Source organism: Rhizobium sp. Leaf384, from assembly GCF_001424065.1.
Taxonomy (GTDB): domain Bacteria; phylum Pseudomonadota; class Alphaproteobacteria; order Rhizobiales; family Rhizobiaceae; genus Ferranicluibacter.
Window position 1 is genome coordinate 454,153 of sequence record NZ_LMQE01000001.1, and the last position, 19,037, is coordinate 473,189.

General features: G+C 64.8%; 11 protein-coding genes and 1 other annotated feature. Of the genes, 5 read left to right on the forward strand and 6 right to left on the reverse strand.

Annotated elements, in window-relative coordinates; all coding sequences use genetic code 11:
- Positions 1-665 precede the first annotated feature (665 nt).
- Positions 666-1,988 carry a L,D-transpeptidase family protein gene (locus tag ASG25_RS02250; protein WP_062468672.1) on the reverse strand — a complete coding sequence of 441 codons (1,323 nt, stop codon included), beginning with the start codon at positions 1,986-1,988 and terminating at the stop codon, positions 666-668.
- Positions 1,989-3,666: 1,678 nt separating this feature from the next.
- On the opposite strand from ASG25_RS02250, the gene ASG25_RS02265 reads away from it, so the two are divergent.
- Positions 3,667-6,105 (forward strand): methyl-accepting chemotaxis protein, encoded by a 2,439-nt coding sequence (locus ASG25_RS02265; RefSeq protein ID WP_156379638.1) that lies wholly within the window; start codon positions 3,667-3,669, stop codon positions 6,103-6,105.
- 237 nt (positions 6,106-6,342) lie between these two features.
- Here ASG25_RS02265 and ASG25_RS02270 read toward each other — a convergent pair whose 3' ends face one another.
- Together ASG25_RS02270 and ASG25_RS02275 are read right to left on the reverse strand one after the other, a co-directional pair.
- Positions 6,343-6,879: a MarR family winged helix-turn-helix transcriptional regulator gene (locus ASG25_RS02270; protein ID WP_062468683.1), complete on the reverse strand. Its 537-nt coding sequence runs from the start codon at positions 6,877-6,879 to the stop codon at positions 6,343-6,345.
- Between the two features lie 129 nt (positions 6,880-7,008).
- Positions 7,009-7,446, reverse strand: a complete 438-nt coding sequence (locus ASG25_RS02275) for a DUF6163 family protein (RefSeq protein WP_062471913.1) — start codon at positions 7,444-7,446, stop codon at positions 7,009-7,011.
- 897 nt (positions 7,447-8,343) lie between these two features.
- Here ASG25_RS02275 and hemB point away from each other — a divergent pair.
- From hemB to ASG25_RS02290, 3 genes are all read left to right on the forward strand, one after another.
- Positions 8,344-9,360: a porphobilinogen synthase gene (gene hemB, locus ASG25_RS02280; RefSeq protein WP_062468686.1), complete on the forward strand. Its 1,017-nt coding sequence runs from the start codon at positions 8,344-8,346 to the stop codon at positions 9,358-9,360.
- Positions 9,361-9,455: 95 nt separating this feature from the next.
- Positions 9,456-9,929 carry an RDD family protein gene (locus ASG25_RS02285; protein WP_062468689.1) on the forward strand — a complete coding sequence of 158 codons (474 nt, stop codon included), beginning with the start codon at positions 9,456-9,458 and terminating at the stop codon, positions 9,927-9,929.
- A gap of 290 nt (positions 9,930-10,219) precedes the next feature.
- Positions 10,220-10,993, forward strand: a complete 774-nt coding sequence (locus ASG25_RS02290; protein ID WP_062471916.1) for an arginyltransferase — start codon at positions 10,220-10,222, stop codon at positions 10,991-10,993.
- A 381-nt stretch (positions 10,994-11,374) separates the two neighbouring features.
- On the opposite strand, the gene parC is transcribed toward ASG25_RS02290, so the two are convergent.
- The gene (gene parC / locus ASG25_RS02295; RefSeq protein WP_062468692.1) at positions 11,375-13,627 is read right to left on the reverse strand and encodes a DNA topoisomerase IV subunit A; all 2,253 of its coding nucleotides are present in this window, start codon (positions 13,625-13,627) and stop codon (positions 11,375-11,377) included.
- A gap of 295 nt (positions 13,628-13,922) precedes the next feature.
- On the opposite strand from parC, the gene ASG25_RS02300 reads away from it, so the two are divergent.
- Positions 13,923-15,116: a hypothetical protein gene (locus ASG25_RS02300; protein ID WP_062471919.1), complete on the forward strand. Its 1,194-nt coding sequence runs from the start codon at positions 13,923-13,925 to the stop codon at positions 15,114-15,116.
- Between the two features lie 166 nt (positions 15,117-15,282).
- Here the strand turns inward: ASG25_RS02300 and ASG25_RS02305 are convergent, their stop codons facing one another.
- Both ASG25_RS02305 and aspS read right to left on the reverse strand, forming a co-directional pair.
- On the reverse strand, positions 15,283-16,764 hold the full coding sequence (locus ASG25_RS02305; protein WP_062468696.1) for a SulP family inorganic anion transporter: 1,482 nt from the start codon (positions 16,762-16,764) through the stop codon (positions 15,283-15,285).
- 74 nt (positions 16,765-16,838) lie between these two features.
- Positions 16,839-16,896: a sequence feature (sul1 is cis-regulatory element that is thought to sense ions involved in sulfur or methionine metabolism; They are found in Alphaproteobacteria), on the reverse strand.
- A 258-nt stretch (positions 16,897-17,154) separates the two neighbouring features.
- On the reverse strand, positions 17,155-18,945 hold the full coding sequence (gene aspS, locus ASG25_RS02310; RefSeq protein ID WP_062468699.1) for an aspartate--tRNA ligase: 1,791 nt from the start codon (positions 18,943-18,945) through the stop codon (positions 17,155-17,157).
- Positions 18,946-19,037 lie beyond the last annotated feature (92 nt).

Sequence of the window (19,037 nt, forward strand, 5' to 3'; positions counted from 1 at the left end):
GGGTTGCCCCTCACCCTAACCCTCTCCCCGCCTGCGGGGAGAGGGGACGAGCCTGCCTTGCCCATGGGAGAACCGAACCGGCGMACCACGTCTCTTCTCCCCGCAGGCGGGGAGAAGATGCCGGCAGGCMGATGAGGGGCTACGCCGCCMAACAAACGGCCRTGCCMTCGGTCAGCGCCGCCGTGCCCTGGTCCAGCTTTWCRACGACCCTTTGCGCSTGCGGGYTGCCCCTCACCCTAACCCTCTCCCCGCCTGCGGGGAGAGGGGACAAGCAGGCCTTGCCCATGGGGAAACAAAGCAGGGAACCGCGTCTCTTCTCCCCGCACGCGGGGAGAAGATGCCGGCAGGCAGATGAGGGGCTACGCCGCCAAACAAACGGCCGCGCCATCGGTCAGCGCCACCGTGCGCTGGTCGAGCTTTACGACGGCCCTTTGCACGTGCGGGCTGCCCCTCACCCTAACCCTCTCCCCGCGTGCGGGGAGAGGGGACGAGCGTGCCTCGTCCTTTGGGGGAAACGAAGCGGCGCACCAACGTCTCTTCTCCCCGCCTGCGGGGAGAAGATGCCGGCAGGCAGATGAGGGGCTACGCCGCCAAACAAACGGCCGCGCTTCCGGGAAGCGCGGCCGTCGAGGGGTCGGGAGGATGAGGTCGAACGAGAGGGGACGTTACTGTGCCACGCCGCCGTCGAGGCCGTCGGTGACGGGTTCGATGCCGGTGGTGGTCTGCAGGGCCAGTTCCTGTTCGCCGTCCATCTGGTAGATGTCGTCGCGGAACTGCACGACGCCGTCCTTGGCGGCCCAGGCGGTGATGTACTTGAAGTACACCGGCACTTCGACCGAGAGCTTGATCGGGTTGTTCTGGCCCGAGCGGATGGTCGCCTCGATCTGCTGGCGGCTCCAGCCGGGCGTTTCCTTCAGGAGCCAGGTCGTGAGATCGCGCACGTTCTGCACGCGCACGCAGCCCGAGCTCTCGAAGCGCGCGAGCTTGTTGAACAGACCCTGCGAGGGCGTGTCGTGCATGTACTCGTTGTTCGGGTTGTGGAAGTTGATCTTGGTCGATGCCATGGCGTTGATCTTGCCCGGATCCTGACGGAACGTCAGGTTCGGCGCCTTGTCGGCATTCCAGTCGATCGTCTCCGGCGACACCTCGTTGCCCTGCCCGTCGATCAGGCGAATGGCATTCTTCTTCAGATATTCCGGATCCTTGCGCATCAGAGGCACGATGTCCTTCTCGACGATCGAGCGCGGTGCGGTCCAGTACGGGTTGAGAATGACCTCGTAGATCTTGGAATTGATGATGTGCGTCGGGCGCGACAGGCGGCCGACGATGGCCGTGTGGCGCTGGACGACGCGGCCGTTCTCCACCGCCTCGATCAGGGCCGCAGGGATGTTGACCACGACGTGGCGCATGCCGAGATCGCCCGACATGGACTGCAGGCGCACGAGATTGGTGTTGAGCTGCTGCAGGCGCACATTGGCGGAGATGTTCAGCGCCTTCAGCGAATATTCACCGAGAACGCCATCCGGCGGCAGGCCGTGGCGGGCCTGGAAGCGCTTGACCGCGCCGTCGACATAGCTGTCGAAATTGTCCGACATGCCGGCCGACTGCTCGAGATCGCCCGATGCCATCAGATGCTGGCGCAGCGCCCGCACCGCCGGGTCGGACACGCCGAGCTCCAGACGCTGCGACGGATTGACCTCGGGCCAGCCGCCGGCAGACACGATCCGCTGATACTGGCCGATCGCCGTCTGGGTGTTGTAGATGGTGTCCATGCTGAAGATCGGCGTGTTGGACGAAACGGCCAGCGCCGTGCGCGAAGCCTGCGCGTCGAACTGGTCGTCCCACACGCCGCGACGCGGTGCATTGATGATGTCCACCAGAGCGTCCTGCGCGAACGCGCCACCGGCCCAGGCTGCCGCACCGAGCGTGGCGGCGGAGCGCAGGAAGGCGCGGCGGCTGTGAGCATCAATTCCGTTTTTCTTCGACATGATCCCTACCATCAGATGCTGCGAGGCAATTCCGCCCTCAGCGCTATCACGATTACGGTTAACCAAAGCCAAACCGGCCCGCGGCGGGAAAGGCCTGACGGACCCGATCAGACCCCGATCGAACCCGCCGGAGCCCGCCATCGGCGGATCCCGGACATGCCGCCCGCGCGGACAGGCCTTGGCTTGAGCGTGCAGGCCCCAGACATGTCTGAGACCTTGCGGGCCTTTCCGGCCGCCCCGGCCCTGCGCGGTCGCGCCGAAACCGGTGTCCGACCCGCCTTGACAGGCCGGTTTTTTCTCCGTTTGACCTCCCATATCAATATGGCCAAACGGTGTCACACAACCAGAGGCAAAGCCCATCGACAGGCCGGGAATCAAGGCACTGCGTCCTTCCTGCCACAGCCCCACAACCGCCTTCCCCGATCCGGCACCGGTCCGGCGCGCCCCTGCCCCGCAGGGCCCGAATAGTACAGATTGGCCCGGCCCGAACCTGGCGGGCAGGACGACGGGCGCCCGAGCGACGTCGACACCCGAGGCCGCGGGCCGGATACCGGGCCGGACACCGGGCCGGACACGATCGCGTGACATCGCTCCTGAGCGCCTTGGGGCTTTCGACCGCCCGGAAGGCGCCGCCACCCGCTCGTCTGCGCCCTCGCTTACCCTTTGATCTGAATCAAGGACGTTCGCGCGCGTCCGCGCTACCGTCGGACCGCGCCAAAGAGCGACCGATGACGCACCGCAACAGCCGGCCTGCAGCCTTCATGACGACGCCGTCCCTGCGCCGCCGGATTTGTCTCCCGGACTGTCGCAAATCTGCGAATCCCGCCGCCGACGGCATCTCCGCCCGGCCGCGCGTTTACAAAGACTTTACTAATGCATAATATTTTTACCGATAGATCAGGATAGGAAAATGGCACACACATCACAGAATACCCTACATTCTTTTGAAGACGATCCCACCCGAATGGACAGTATCCTCCGCCTCCGGCTGGAGATGTGCAATGTAAACGCATTGCTGGCCTACGCCACCGTTCTTCTCTTGAATTTGCAGCTCTCTAATGAGGGTGGCGCGGATTCTCCAAATGCGCATCAGACAGCTGCGCATCAGACGTCTACTTTCTAACGCATCAGACGCATCGATCTTTTTCAAAACAAAATTCAAAAACACGTGCCTGAATTCCGACCGGACGCGGCATCTCGCCAAGATGCAGGCCGGACGTCGCATCCAGACCCTGCCCGTCACCGCTCTCGTGTCGACGCCATAGGGACTCTTCCACCTTATACTCGGATTCCGCAGATGACTGCGGCCTTGGAAACCTCGCTCATGACGGGCAAGAAAGGGTTCCTCGTCGTCAAACGATGGAGCAAGTCTTGTTGGACATGAGCAGCCCTCGGCGCGGACATGCGCCTTTTCGCCCCCGCCATCGGCCGGACCTTGACCGCCGTCGATCGGCCGGCGTCTCGGGGAATTGCAGCCTCCCCGCTGTCGCCTCGCCGCCGCTCGGGTGATTGATCCGCGTACGCCTTGAACCACGGCCTGTGCACGGGCCGACCGTAAGGTCGCGCGTGCACCTCAGGGGACGCGCGAGCGTCCCTCTCCCACCTTCTCCCGACATCGCCACCACTGCTGATCCCCGCCTTGAACCGAGGCCGGGCAGCCAACCCATGCGAGGATGACATGCAATTTCGATCCATCCAGATGAAGATAGCGTTGCTTTCGGGCATCTGCGTCCTTGCGGCGACAGGTGCTCTCGTCGGCTACAGCGTCGTTGCCGCCGGCAACAGCAAGGATTTCGTCGCCCGGTCGGTGAGCGACCTCACCGAACAGAAGACGAAGGACAGCCTGGCGACGCTGGCGTCCACCCAGGCCGGCGTCATCCGGTCGTCGCTCGACAGCGCCTTCGATTCCGCCCGCAACATGGCCCGGATGTTCGAGGTGGCCGCATCCGGCCTTCCCGCCGCGACGCCCGCGCAGGCAAGGCGAGCGCAGTTCAACGGCATTCTCCTCAACGTTCTCAAGGACAATCCGCGCTTCAACGGCACCTACAGCGCCTGGGAGCCCAACGCCCTCGACGGGCAGGACGAGGCCTTCCGGAACAACCGGAAAATGGGGTCGGATGCAACCGGCCGGTTCCTGCCCTACTGGACGCGTGACGCGGCGGGGACCGTCGATGTCCAATCGCTGGTGGAGTATGACAGCCACGAGCTGCATCCCAACGGGGTGATGAAGGGCGGCTGGTATATCGGCCCGCAGAACGACGGCGGCGAGAGCATCCTCGATCCCCTTCCCTACATCGTGCAGGGAAAGAACGTCTACCTCGCGACGATGTCGGTCCCGATCATGATCGACGGCAAGTTCGCCGGCGTCGCCGGCGCCGATTTCGACCTCGCCTTCGTCCAGCAGCTCGCCGAACAGGTCAAGGCGTCGATCTTCGGCGGCAAGGCCGGCGTCGAGATCGTCAGCTACAAGGGGCTCGTCGTCGCCTCGAGCGAACATCCCGAAACCATCGGCCAGCCGTTCGACAAGACCGATCCGACGCTGACCCAGTTCCTGCCGATCGTCCAGGGCGGAAACAGCCATGTGAAAGCCGATGGGCACTCCTTCACGGCCTTTGCGCCGATCCTCGTCGGACGGACGAAGACGCCGTGGTCCGTCCTGATCGATGTTCCCACCACCGTGGCCATGGCCGAGGCGACGGCGCTGGACAGCGCGCTCTCCACGCGCAACCACAATGACAGTCTGTTGCAGATCATCGTCGCCGTCGCCATTGCCGTCGGCGGTGTGCTTGCCATGTGGTTCGTCGCACGCAGCATTTCCCAGCCGATCCGCGCCATGACGACAGCCATGACACGTCTCGCCGGCAACGACACCAGCATCGAGATCCCCGGCCGTGACCGCATCGACGAGATCGGCGCGATGGCGGAGACCGTGTCCGTCTTCAAGGACAATGCGATCGCCAAGGCGACGATGGAGGCGGAGGCGGACGCCACCCGGACGATGAGCGAGGCCGAGCGCCGGGAGCGCGATGCCCAGAAGGCGCGGGACGCTGCCAACATACAGACGGTCGTCGATGCGCTGGCCACCGGTCTCGGCCGGCTTGCGGACGGCGATGTCGCCTACCGGATCTCGACGCCGTTCGTCGCCCCGCTCGATGCGCTGCGAACCGATTTCAACAACTCCGTGACCAAGCTTCATGAAGCGCTGCAGACCGTCCACGGCAATGCCCGGGCCATCGACAGCGGCGCAAACGAGATCCGCTCGGCGGCCGACGACCTTGCCCGGCGGACGGAACAGCAGGCAGCGTCCGTGGAGGAAACCGCCGCGGCGCTCGAGGAGATCACCACGACCATGAAGGACTCCACCAAGCGCGCCGAGGAAGCGGGAAATCTCGTGTCGAAAACGCGGGTGGGCGCGGAAAAGGCGGGAGACGTCGTCCGCTCCGCCGTCAACGCGATGCAGCAGATCGAGCGATCGTCGGGCGAGATCAGCAACATCATCGGCGTGATCGACGAGATCGCCTTCCAGACCAACCTCTTGGCGCTGAACGCCGGGGTGGAAGCCGCCCGCGCCGGAGAAGCCGGCAAGGGTTTTGCCGTGGTCGCACAGGAGGTCCGGGAACTGGCCCAGCGGTCGGCCACGGCCGCCAAGGAGATCAAGGCCCTGATCGTCACCTCCGGCGAACAGGTGCGGGTCGGCGTGTCGCTTGTCGGCGAGACGGGCAGATCGCTCGGCCTCATCGTCGACGAGGTCAACCAGATCAGCCAGCATGTCAGCGCCATCGTGGAGTCGGCGCGCGAACAGTCGGTCGGCATCCAGGAGATCAACACGGCCGTCAACACGATCGACCAGGGCACCCAGGAGAACGCGGCCATGGTCGAGCAGTCCACCGCGGCAAGCCATAGCCTTGCCGGGGAGGCCGAAGCGCTGAACAGGCTGATCGCGCAGTTCAATCTGGGCGCATCCTCCTCTGCGTCATCGGCCCATGCCCCGCAGGCGCGGCTCGCCACCGAACAGGCGCGGCCCGTGAACTCGCCGGCACGCGCGCTCGGCCGCAAGATCGCCAGCGCCTTCGGCGGCGCCGGCAACACCGCGACCGCATCCTGGCAGGACTTCTAGCGCTTCGCCGCAGAGATCCGGAACCATCACCCGGCAGAACAGACCCGGCGGACCCGCGTTCGCCGGGTCTGCTTGTTTGCGGCAAGGCGTGGGCAAGGGGCTTGGGTATGGGGCATGGACTTGGACTTGGGTATCGGCTGCGAGGTGTGCGAAGGCCGGAGGGGCCAGAAGCGGACATGCGAAAGGCCGGACGCCATTCCGCGTCCGGCCTTTTCAAGAGGATCGTCCTGTCCTGCCTTACATGCGGTAGGCGATGCTGTCGTTCCAGAAGCGGTCGAGGCGCTGCAGCAGCTTGTTCATCTGGCTGAATTCGTCCGTGCCGATGCCGCCGACCTTGTGGATCGAGCCGATGTGGCGTTCATAGAGCTTGGCGACCGTTTCGGCGATGTGCTGGCCGTCTTCCGTCAGGCTGATGCGGACCGAGCGACGGTCGATGCGCGAGCGCTGGTGATTGATGAAGCCGAGGTCGACGAGCTTCTTGACGTTGTAGGAGACGTTGGAGCCGAGATAGTAGCCCCGCGAGCGCAGCTCGCCTGCCGTCAGTTCGGAATTGCCGATGTTGAACAGCAGGAGCGCCTGGACGGCGTTGACGTCGGAGCGGCCCTGCCGGTCGAACTCGTCCTTGATGACGTCGAGCAGGCGACGGTGCAGGCGCTCGACGAGGTGCAGCGATTCCATGTAGAGGTTGCGGATCGCGTCTTCCTGCGGGTCCTTGTGGACGATCGTGTTGGCGGCAGACGTGGCGGAAGCGTGAGCCTTGAGCTTGGTGTTCATGATGACGGTCTCTCTCTGTTTGGGTGGCGGTGGTTATGTTTTCCCGCCTTGAGGAGACACTATCGAATACGTATAAAATTCTACTTAAACCGCAGCCTTAACATGAGCTTACCATTGGCGACTGCTGTGTCAGGGTGAATCAAATCTTGCAATACGTCCCTTACGCATGCGCTGATAGAGAATGAGAGCGCGGAAAAACACGAAGGTCAGGGCCGCGCCGCCGTGCAGGACGAGGATCGACGGCTTGGCGCCGAAGAGCTCGGGATAGAAGCCGAACATGACGATTTCGGTCGCTGCCGCCACCACCCAGATGACCGGCCCCCAGGACACGAGAAGCCACAAACCCAGGGCTGCCACGGGATAGGCCACCGCCAGCGTGGCCGCCGCGACGCGCCAGGGAACGGTCAGAAGATCGAAGCGGCCGGATCCGTTGAAGGAATAGCCGATCAGCAGCGCCCAGTAGTTCAGGCCGAACCAGAAGCACGAGATGGCCACGAGCCGCAGGAAGATGCCGAACAGCGTCTCCGTCACGGAAATCTTGGGGACATGGACAGAATCATCGGACATGACGGCGACCATAAGCGCGGATGCGGGCGACGGCCAGAGGAGGAACGCGCGGACGGCGCGCGCGAAGGCCGCGCAGAGCCGGCGGGCAACGTTCGGCGCGGGACGATCGGCGCGGCAGGCGGCAAGCGCCGGGCCGCCCCTCGAGATCGTTCGCGCCAGCGGCCCCCGAAAAAAAACGCCCTTTCTTTTCCCCGTTTCTTTTCCACGCCGGTTTTTCCGCCGCCATACTGGCCGCGTCCCGTTATCGGATGCACCGGAAGGCGTTCCGGCGAAGCGGGGCCGGTGCCGGCGATGGGGGGATGACGCATATCCCCGCCGCCGGGCTCGCGAAAAGGCCGTCCGCCGTTTGAGCTTGTAAGGCCGGCGGTGTGGCGATGACACAGAAGAGGCGGCGATCGTTGAAACCGCGATCGTCCTGTGAAACCCGGCAAGGCGGCGGCAAGCCGCGTCGTGACTGCCGGACGCGCTCCCGGGTAAAGCCGGGGGAATCCTCTTCGGGATGGCCGGGCTGCGGGAAAAACCACCGAACGAGGTGCTGGAAGATGTCGTCTTCCCTTCTACCCTTCACGTGGCAGCTTCCAGCGCCTCGTCCGAATGCCTGTCTCCACGGCGCGTCCCGCGTGCGTGGGTCTCGGCGCGTCCGCTGTTTACGTCCGTTCAGCGTGCATCACGTCAGCCCGCCCCCTCGCGTGACGACACGCCGCACCGACCCGATTTTGCCATGTCCGACAGCCATGCTAGAAGGCGCCGACATCCGGAAGGCAGCCGCGTGACGGCGGGATCCGCCTGCTGCCCGTCGCGGGACATGCGCGCGGTCGCGGCCCCACACGCCGCCACCGATCTCCGGCCTCGCACCTGCCCCGCCATCTTGGGGGCCGAGCCTTTGAAAGACGAGAGATGACCGACAAAACCGACATCGTGGACCTGATCACCGGACACCGCCGCATGCGCCGCAACCGCAAGGCGGACTGGACGCGGCGGATGGTGCGCGAAACGCAGCTGACGGTGGACGACCTGATCTGGCCGATCTTCGTCGTGCCCGGGACCAACATCGTGGAGCCGATCGCGGCCATGCCCGGTGTCATGCGCCTCAGCGTCGACAAGGCGGTCGAGGCCGCGCGCGAAGCCGCCGATCTCGGCATTCCCGCGCTTGCCACCTTTCCCAATGTCGACATGGCGCTGCGCGACGAAACCGGGTCCCACAGCCTCGACGCCGACAACCTGATCAACCGGGCGACGCGCGCCATCAAGACCGCGGTGCCGGGCATTGGCGTCATCACCGATGTGGCGCTCGACCCCTTCACCAGCCACGGCCATGACGGCATCCTGCGCCACGGCGAGATCGTCAACGACGAGACCGTATCCCAGATCGCCCGCGCGGCCGTGTCGCAGGCCGATGCGGGCGCCGATATCATCGCGCCCTCCGACATGATGGACGGCCGGATCGGCGTCATCCGCCAGGCGCTCGACGCGGCCGGTCATCAGAATGTCGGCATCATGGCCTATGCGACCAAGTTCGCCTCCGCATTCTATGGCCCCTATCGCGAAGCCATCGGCACCAGCGGGCTGCTGAAGGGCGACAAGAAGACCTATTACATCGACCCCGCCAACGGCACAGAGGCCCTGCGCGATGCGGCCCTCGACGTGGAGGAAGGGGCCGACATGATGATGGTCAAGCCCGGCCTGCCCTATCTCGATATCTGCTGGCGCATGAAGGAGGCCTTCGGCCTGCCGGTGTTCGCCTATCAGGTGTCCGGAGAATACGCGATGATCAAGGCCGCCGGCGCCAACGGCTGGATCGACGAGCAGCGCGTGATGATGGAAACCCTGCTCGCCTTCAAGCGCGCCGGCTGCGACGGCATCCTCAGCTATTTCGCGCTCGACGTGGCACGGTTGCTGGCCCGCAAGGGCTGACGGCGGCGGTCCTGCCACCGGACGACAGTGGTCGTGACAGCGCTTGAATCCGGATCGGTCCATCCCGATATGAGACTGGACCACTGGAGACCGACATGACCGTAAGCCATGATGACATTCGCTTCCCGAGCACCGACTGGCGCGCCTATCGAGGCGTCCTCAGCCGTCGGGTCATCGCGTTCTGCGTCGACTATCTGTTCGTCGCGCTGTTGTGGATTCCCGCAGCCGTCGTCGTGTTCTTCCTCGGCATCCTGACGCTCGGCTTCGGCTTCCTGCTCTATCCCGCGCTGTTTGCCATCGTGGCCATGCTCTATTTCGGCGTCACGGTGGGCGGCCGGTCGCAGGCCTCGCCGGGCATGACGATGATGGGTCTCGCCATCGCGCGGACCGACGGGCGGCCGATGGATTTCATGACGGCGATCGTGCACCTCGTGATCTTCTGGATCGCCAATGCGTTCCTGACGCCGTTCATCGTGCTGATCGGCCTCTTCACGGATCGCGGACGCCTGCTGCATGATTTCCTGATCGGCACCGTGACCGTGCGGCGCGACAGCTATCCGCTGCGCTGACAGCGCCCTTGCGGACACACCGCCGCATCAATCCGTCGTGTTTTCGACCGGCCGCGTTAACGGCCGGTTGACCTTTTCCATTCTTGGGCCATGCTAATGCATTATCGGAGATCGGAGTCGATCTCGGCAGGAGACGATGCAGCCGGCCTGCAAGCAAGATGCGGCCGGTCTGCAGCAGAGATGAAGGTGCGACGGCACGCCGGAGCGTCCCCAGGGACAACGGCACCGTCGCAATCCGTATGGTCTTGAACCCGTATGGTCATGAAGTGTGATTGCCGCCCCAGATGAACATGAACACCCACACAGCTCCGTCTCCGCAGTTCTATCTCACGGCACCGGCGGCTTGCCCCTACCTGCCGCAGGAGATGGAGCGGAAGGTGTTCACCCACATGGTCGGCGAGCGGGCGCCCGAGCTGAACGACCTCCTGACCCAGGGCGGCTTTCGCCGATCGCAGAATATCGCCTATCGTCCCGCCTGCGAGAGCTGCCGGGCCTGCGTGTCCGTGCGCATCGTGGCCGGCGAGTTCACGCCGACCCGCTCCATGAAGCGCGTGCTGGCCGAGAACACCGACGTCGTGTCCACCGAATATCCGGCCGAGCCGTCGAGCGAGCAATATGCCCTGTTCCGCCGCTATCTCGATCATCGTCACCAGAAGGGCGGCATGTCCGACATGTCGGTGCTCGACTATGCGATGATGGTCGAGGACACCCATGTGAACACCAAGATCATCGAATATCGCCTGCGCATCGAAGGCGACGGGATTGCCGGCCGGGCAAACGGCCCGCTGATCGCCGCCGCCCTGACCGACAAGATGGGCGACGGCCTGTCGATGGTCTATTCCTACTTCGACCCCGCCTTTTCCACGCGCTCGCTCGGCACCTTCATGATCCTCGATCATATCCGCAAGGCACGGGACCGCGGCCTGCCGCACGTCTATCTCGGCTACTGGGTCAAGGGATCGCGCAAGATGGACTACAAGACCAAGTTCCTGCCCCAGGAACATCTGATGGCGCGCGGCTGGGAGCGTTTCGCCGGGCCGGACGGCGCGGACGTTGCGGGCTGACGACACGCTCGGACGCGGCCAGCGAACCGTTGGCCGGACCCTCTCAAGACGGCCTCACCACGACCGACTCATGACCTAAGGTTCGTCGGCAACGCCCGTCCGACTCGCAGAGTCAGAACAGAAAGCCGCGGAGGTTGCGTCACATCGGTAAAACTCAGAGATCCGCGCCGGGCACCTGCTTCGGAACAGTTGCAAACGAGAGCCGCTGACGCATTGCCGGTCCAGTGACGAGTTGCCGGTCCAGAAAGACGGCGCTCGGCGTGGCTTGGGGACATGCCGAGGGAGACGATGCCCGATCTCTGCGCCCCGGCTCTCTCTGTCGGCGATTTTGCGAACGCAAGCGAAGGGCTCGCCGTCAACGACGAGGCCCCACCACGCCCCTCACCCCCCGAACTTCCCGCTCCGCGGAAAGCCCTTCGGCACAAGGCGACCGGCCGTGCCGCGGTCGCCGATCCATTCGGTGAGTTCGGCTGCGGATTTGGTGAAACTGCGGCCGGCGCTGTCGCTCCAGGTGAGGCCGTCGGCCAGCGCAAAGCAGCGGATGTCGGAAACGCCGCCATCCTTGTAGCGCTGCAGGCGCACGCCCTTGCCGCGGGTCATTTCCGGGATCTGCTGCAGCGGGAAGACGAGCATCTTGCGGTTTTCGCCGATGATCGCGACCTGGTCGCCCTTGGCGGTCACGACCATCTTGGCCTCGTCCGGCATGGCGACGTTGAGGATCTGCTTGCCCTTGCGGGTGTTGGCGACCATCTCGCTTTCCGCGATGACGAAGCCGTTGCCGGCGGCCGAGGCGATCACCACCTTGCGGGCGGGATCGTGGACAAAGGCGGTGAGCACGTCCTGGTCGTTTTCCATGTCGACCATGATGCGCAGCGGCTCGCCATGGCCGCGCCCGCCGGGCAGCTTGTCGCCCCCGAGCGTATAGGCCTTGCCGCCCGTGGTCACGATCAGGATGCGGTCGGTCGTCGAGGCCGGGAAGGCGAACTTCAGCGCATCGCCTTCCTTGAACTGCAGCGTCGCGGTGTCGGAAATGTGCCCCTTCAGCGCCCGGATCCAGCCCTTCTGGGACAGGACGACCGTGATCGGCTCCTTCTCGATCATCGCCTGCTGGATCGCCTCGTCGTCCGTTTCCGGCGCATCGGCAAACAGCGTGCGGCGGCGGCCGAGCTCCGTCGCCTTGGCGAACTTTTTCTTCACCTCGCCGATTTCCCAGGCGACCGTCTGCCACTGCTTGTCGTCGGAGGCGAGCAGCGCATCGATCTCGGCCTTTTCGGCGGTGAGCCCGTCGAACTCCTTGCGGATCTCGAATTCCTCCAGCTTGCGCAGCGAGCGCAGGCGCATGTTGAGGATCGATTCGGCCTGAAGGTCGGTGAGCGCGAACCGTGCCATCAAGGCAGGCTTCGGCTCGTCCTCCTCCCGGATGATGCGGATCACCTCGTCGAGGTTGAGATAGGCGATGAGGTAGCCGCCGAGAATCTCCAGCCGGCGCTCGATGGCCGCGAGGCGGAAGCGCGACCGCCGCTGCAGGACCTCGCGGCGATGCTGCAGCCACTCTGTCAGGATGTCGAAGATCGACATGACGCGCGGCACGCGCCCCATCGACAGGACGTTCATGTTCAGCGGAAACCGGTTTTCGAGATCCGTCAGCCGGAACAGCGATTCCATCATGATGGTGGGATCGACGCTGCGGCTCTTCGGCACCAGCACGACACGCACGTCTTCGGCCGATTCGTCGCGCACGTCTTCCAAGAGCGGCAGCTTGCGGGCGATCAGCAGTTCGGCGATCTTTTCGATCAGCCGCGATTTCTGCACCTGATAGGGAATTTCCGTGACGACGATCTGCCAGACGCCGCGGCCGAGATCCTCGACGGCCCATTTAGCCCGCACGCGGAAGCCGCCGCGCCCGGTCCGGTAGGCCTCGGTGATCGCAGCCTTGTTGTCGATGATGACGCCGCCGGTCGGAAAATCCGGGCCGGGTACCAGCTCCACCAGTTCCTCGATCGAGGCGTCGGGCTTGCGGATCAGGAGCAGCGCCGCATCGCACAGCTCATGCGCGTTGTGCGGCGGAATGGAGGTGGCCATGCCCACCGCGATGCCGGAGGCGCCGTTGGCGAGCAGATTGGGAAACGCGCCCGGCAGGACGACCGGCTCCTCGTCCTCCTCGTTGTAAGTCGCGCGGAAATCGACGGCGTCCTGGTCGATCCCCTCGAGCAGCAGCGCGGCGACCTCCGTCATGCGCGCTTCGGTGTACCGGTAGGCGGCGGCATTGTCGCCGTCGATATTGCCGAAATTGCCCTGGCCGTCGACCAGCGGATACCGCTGGGAGAAATCCTGCGCGAGCCGCACCAGCGCGTCATAGACCGACTGGTCGCCATGCGGGTGGAACTTACCGATGACGTCGCCGACGATGCGGGCGCATTTCTTGAAGGCGGTGTTCGGACGGATGCCCATCTCGCTCATCGCGTGGATGATGCGGCGATGCACCGGCTTCAGGCCGTCGCGGACGTCCGGAAGCGCGCGGTGCATGATGGTGGACAGCGCGTAGGCAAGGTAGCGCTCTTCCAGCGCCGCCTTGAGATCGACGGGTTGAATGTGATCGTCCCCGCCCGACGGCGGCAAAAGGCTCTGTCCCATGGGTCGTAGCTACCTCAACAAACCGTGAACATCAAGTTCTCTCGCCGGCCCTATCCCCAGCAATCTCTGCCCGGCCATCCGCCCGTCGCCTGCCCGTCGCCTGCCCAGCGCCTGGCCAGCGCCTGCCCATCGCCCACCGCGCCCCTGCGCTCGGCGGGAGACGGGCGACCCTTTTTCCCGGCGGCCAAATAATGCGTGATGCCGGCCTGACATTTGCGCGTCGCCCGCATATATTCCCGCCCCAATTGCCTTGGAGATATCGACCCCGATTTCAGAGGCTTTGCAAGGACCCATGATGATGCAGTTTCCAAGACTTCGCTTTCTGCTGGCGGGCGTTGCCTTCGCCGCCCTCGCCTCCCCCGCCTTCGCGCTCGACGGCACGGATTTCGTTGAAAAGCTGAATGCCGCCTATGCCATCAACGGGGCGACGCTCGCCTACGAGGATGTCGACGTCAACGACGACAGCGTGGTCCTGAAGGGCGCCAGCATCAAGAGCACCATGCAGAAGGCGGACGAGCTGCAGATCGGCGATCTCACCTTCGACGGCGTCGAGGAACTCGCCGACGGCGGCTACACGGTCGAAACCGTGGCCTTTCCTGACATCGATAAGACGTCCGACGGCGCGCGCCTGACCGCCAAGGACATCTCGATCGCCGGCCTGCGCGTTCCCGCCAAGGCGGGCGCCGGCGGCATCGACGACCTGCTCTACTACGAGTCCGCGGGAACTGGCCCGGTCGCGGTGGAGATCGGCGGCAAGACCGTGTTCTCGATCGAGAAGTCGGAGAGCAATCTGAGCCGTCAGGACGGCGACAAGGGCATCGATTTCGACGGCATCGTCAGCGGCGTGAAGGCGGACCTGTCCGAGGTCAAGGACGCCAAGACGAAGATGGCGATCGACAAGCTCGGCCTGCAGAAGCCGACCGGCGAATTTACCATGGAAGGCAGCTGGGACCTCGCCTCCGGCGTGTTCGACATTCGCGACAACTCGATCAATGTCGACAATGTCGGCCGCCTGTCGATCGGCCTCAACGTGTCGGGCTACACCCTCCAGCTCCTGAGCGCGTTCCAGGAAGCCTTCAAGGCTGCCGAAGCCAACCCGAACAAGGACGCCGCCAACCAGGCGCTCGGCCTGTCGGCCATGGGCCTCATGCAGCAGCTGAGCTTCACCTCTGCGTCCATCCGCTTCGAGGATGCCTCGATCACCAAGCGCCTGCTCGACTATTTCGGTGCGGAACAGGGCGTGACGGGCGAGCAGCTCGCACAGTCGATCAAGGGCCTCGCCCCGATCATGATCGCCCAGCTCAACCTTCCCGACCTGCAGAACCAGCTGACGGCGGCGATCAACACCTATCTGGACGCGCCGAAGAACATCACGATCACGGCCGAGCCGGCAAAGCCCGTGCCCTTCCCGATGATCATGGGTGCCGGCATGGGCGCGCCGAACACGCTGCCGAGCGTGCTGGGCGTCAAGGTCACTGCAAACGACTGACGCAAGCGCGCGTCCACCACGACAAAGCCCGCCGGCCTCCCAGAAACGGGCGGCCGGCGGGCTTTTTTATCGATCCGCGCCGTTAGGCCAGACGAAAGGCCCGGAAGGCGAGACGTGCCTCATGCATGTCGCCCGAACGTGTCCAGCCGTTTTCACGCAACGCGCTTTAATGCGAGGCCTGCGGCAGGGCCGGCGCGTCCGGCTTGTCGTGGACGGCAAAGCGGTCGAGCATGGTCGCGCTCGCCGCGTTGAGGCCGATCACCTCGACGGGCACGCCCGCGCGACGGAACTTCAGGACCACCTTGTCGAGGGCACCCACGGCCGTGATGTCCCAGAAATGCGCCGCGGACACGTCGATCGTGACGCTTGCGGCCGGCTCGGCGAAGTCGAAGGCGGCGATGAAGCTGTCGGCGGAGGCGAAGAAGACCTGGCCTTCGACGCGGTAGACCCGCGGCGTCACATCCCCCGAAGACACCACGCGGAACAGCTTGGCCACCTTGCCGGCGAAGAACACGCCCGACAGGAGCACACCGACGATGACGCCCTTGGCGAGATCGTGCGTCGCGACGACCGTGACGACCGTCGCCAGCATGACCACGGACGATGGCAGCGGGTTGGTGCGCAGATCGAGGATCGAGCGCCAGGAGAAGGTGCCGATCGAAACCATGATCATCACCGCGACGAGAGCGGCCATCGGGATGATGCGCACGATGTCGTCGAGGACGAGGATGAGGAAGAGAAGGAAGGCACCGGCGACGAAGGTCGAGAGCCGGCCGCGGCCGCCCGAAGACACGTTGATGACCGACTGGCCGATCATGGCGCAGCCGCCCATGCCGCCGATCAGCGCAGAGGCAATGTTGCCCGCGCCCTGGCCGACGCATTCCTGGCTCTTGTTGCTCGGCGTATCCGTCATGTCGTCGACGATCTGCGCCGTCAGCAGCGATTCGAGCAGTCCGACCGCGGCCAGCGTGACGGAATAGGGAAAGATGATGCGCAGCGTTTCCCAGGTCAGCGGCACGTCCGGCAGGCCGAAGATCGGCAGGCTGGAGGGCAGCTCACCGAGATCGCCGACCGTGCGCAGGTCGAGGCCGCCGAAGACGGTCACGGCCGTCAGCACCGCGATGGCGACAAGCGGCGATGGAATGGCCTTCGTCACGTAGGGGAAGAGGTAGATGATGCCGAGACCGACGGCGATCATCACATAGGTCAGGGCCGGCACGCCGAGCAACTCGGGCAGCTGCGCCATGAAGATGAGGATGGCCAGCGCATTGACGAAACCGGTGATAACCGAGCGCGACACGAAGCGCATGAGCCGGCCAAGCTTCAGAAAGCCGCCCGCAATCTGCAGGATGCCCATGAGGATGGTGGCGGCGAAGAGATATTGCAGGCCGTGGTCGCGCACGAGGCTGACCATGACGACAGCGGTGGCGGCCGTGGCGGCGGAGATCATGCCGGGCCGTCCGCCGGTGAAGGCGGCGACGCAGGCGATGGCGAAGGAGGCAAACAGCCCCACCTTCGGATCGACGCCGGCAATGACTGAAAAGCCGATCGCCTCGGGAATGAGCGCCAGCGCCACGACAATGCCGGAGAGAATGTCGCCGCGAATGTTGGAAAACCATTCATGGCGATAGGAGGACAGTGAGATCATGGAGGGTACGTTTCGCAAACAGGAATGCACCAGCCGGGACGAGGTCCCAAGCGGTCGGAAGGGCTGATGCTTTGCGTTGTCCGGCGGATCGGCGGCCGGAAGAGCCACCCGGGGATCGCACCCGGGTCCGTTGTGATGAACGTCTTGTAGCGATTGTGGACCAGCCTGACAATCGCGTGCCGACGTTTTTGCGCCCGAACGTCGACCTGGCCCCTATCGAGCTCACCGAGATCCTGCTGCCGATGGCCTCTGAGCAGCACGGGATATGGTTGCGGCGTTCGCTCCCGCCAACCCTCTCCCGACGGCGTGACGCGATCGCCGCGATGCGCTGAACGCAAAAGGGGCCGGCGTTGCACGGCCGGCCCCTTTTCGATTTTCGGCGTTGTGCCCTCAGTCCTTTTTCGGCTGCGGCACGACGCGCAGCGCCAGTTCGCGCAGCTGCGTCGGCGTGGCTTCACTCGGCGCGTTCATCAGCAGATCCTGGGCCTGCTGGTTCATCGGGAACAGCGAGATTTCGCGCAGATTCTTGGCACCGACGAGCAGCATGACCACGCGGTCGATGCCGAAGGCGCAGCCGCCATGCGGCGGGGCGCCGTACTGGAAGGCGCGGTACATGCCGCCGAAGCGGTCTTCCACGTCCTGCTTGGACAGTCCCACCAGTTCGAACGCCTTGACCATCAGCTCGGGCGACTGGTTGCGGATGGAGCCCGACGCGATCTCGAAGCCGTTGCAGACGGCGTCGTACTGATAGGCCTTGATCGTCAAGGGATCCTGGGTTTCCAGCGCCTCGAGCCCGCCCTGCGGCATGGAGAAGGGGTTGTGGGCGAAGTCGACCTTTTTTTCCTCCTCGCTCCATTCGTAGAACGGGAAATCCACGATCCAGCAGAGCTCAAACCGGTCGCGGTCGACGAGGTTCAGCTCCTCGCCGGCCCGCGTGCGGGCTTCGCCGGCAAACTTGTAGAACTTGGCAGGATCGCCGGCGACGAAGAAGCAGGCGTCGCCCGCTTCAAGGCCGAGCTGCACGCGCAGCGCTTCGGTGCGCTCGGGGCCGATGTTCTTGGCGAGCGGGCCGGAGCCTTCGACCGTTTCACCTTCGGCGCGCCAGAAGATGTAGCCGAGGCCCGGCTGGCCGGTGGATTGCGCCCAGGCGTTCATCCGGTCGCAGAAGGCGCGCGAGCCGCCGGTCTTGGCCGGGATCGCCCAGACCTCGACCTTGGGGTTGGACGCGATCATGTTGGCAAAGACCTTGAAGCCGGAACCGGCGAAATGCTCGGTCACGACCTGCATCTCGATCGGGTTGCGCAGGTCGGGCTTGTCGGAGCCGTATTTGCGGATCGCGACGTCGTAGGGAATGCGCGGCCAGTCCTTGGTCACCGGCTTGCCGTCGGCGAATTTCTCGAACACGCCCGTGATGACGGGCGCCATCGTGCTCCAGACGTCTTCCTGCTCGACGAAGCTCATTTCCACGTCGAGCTGGTAGAATTCGCCCGGAAGGCGGTCGGCGCGCGGGTCTTCGTCGCGGAAGCAGGGCGCGATCTGGAAGTAGCGGTCGAAGCCGGCCACCATCAGCAGCTGCTTGTACTGCTGCGGGGCCTGCGGCAGCGCGAAGAAGGTGCCGGGATGGATGCGCGACGGCACGAGGAAGTCGCGCGCACCTTCCGGCGAGGACGCCGTGAGAATCGGCGTCGTGTATTCGGCAAAGCCTTCCGCGTTCATGCGGTTGCGCATGTCGGCGATGATCTGCGTGCGCTTGACGATGTTGCGGTGCAGTGTCTCGCGGCGCAGGTCGAGGAAGCGGTACTTGAGACGCACGTCCTCGGGATAATCCGGCTCGCCGAAGATCGGCAGCGGCAGTTCCTTGGCCGCGGAGAGAACCTCGATGCCTTCGGCATAAAGCTCGATCTCGCCGGTCGGCATCGTCTTGTTGATCGTTTCGGCGGTGCGGGCCTTCACCCGGCCGTCGATGCAGATGACCCATTCGCCGCGCACGGCTTCGGCCGTCTTGAAGGCCGGGCTGTCGGGATCGACCACGACCTGGGTCAGGCCGTAATGGTCGCGCAGGTCGATGAACAGCACGCCGCCATGGTCGCGGACACGATGCACCCAGCCGGAGAGACGAACGTTTGCGCCGACATCGGTCTGGCGAAGGGCGGCGCAAGTGTGACTGCGGTAACGGTGCATGGGCGTTTCCTGGAACTGTCAATGTGCCGCACACGGGAAACCGTTCCACGGTCCCGGCGGCGTCGAAATCGCGCGGAAAAGCGCATGACAGG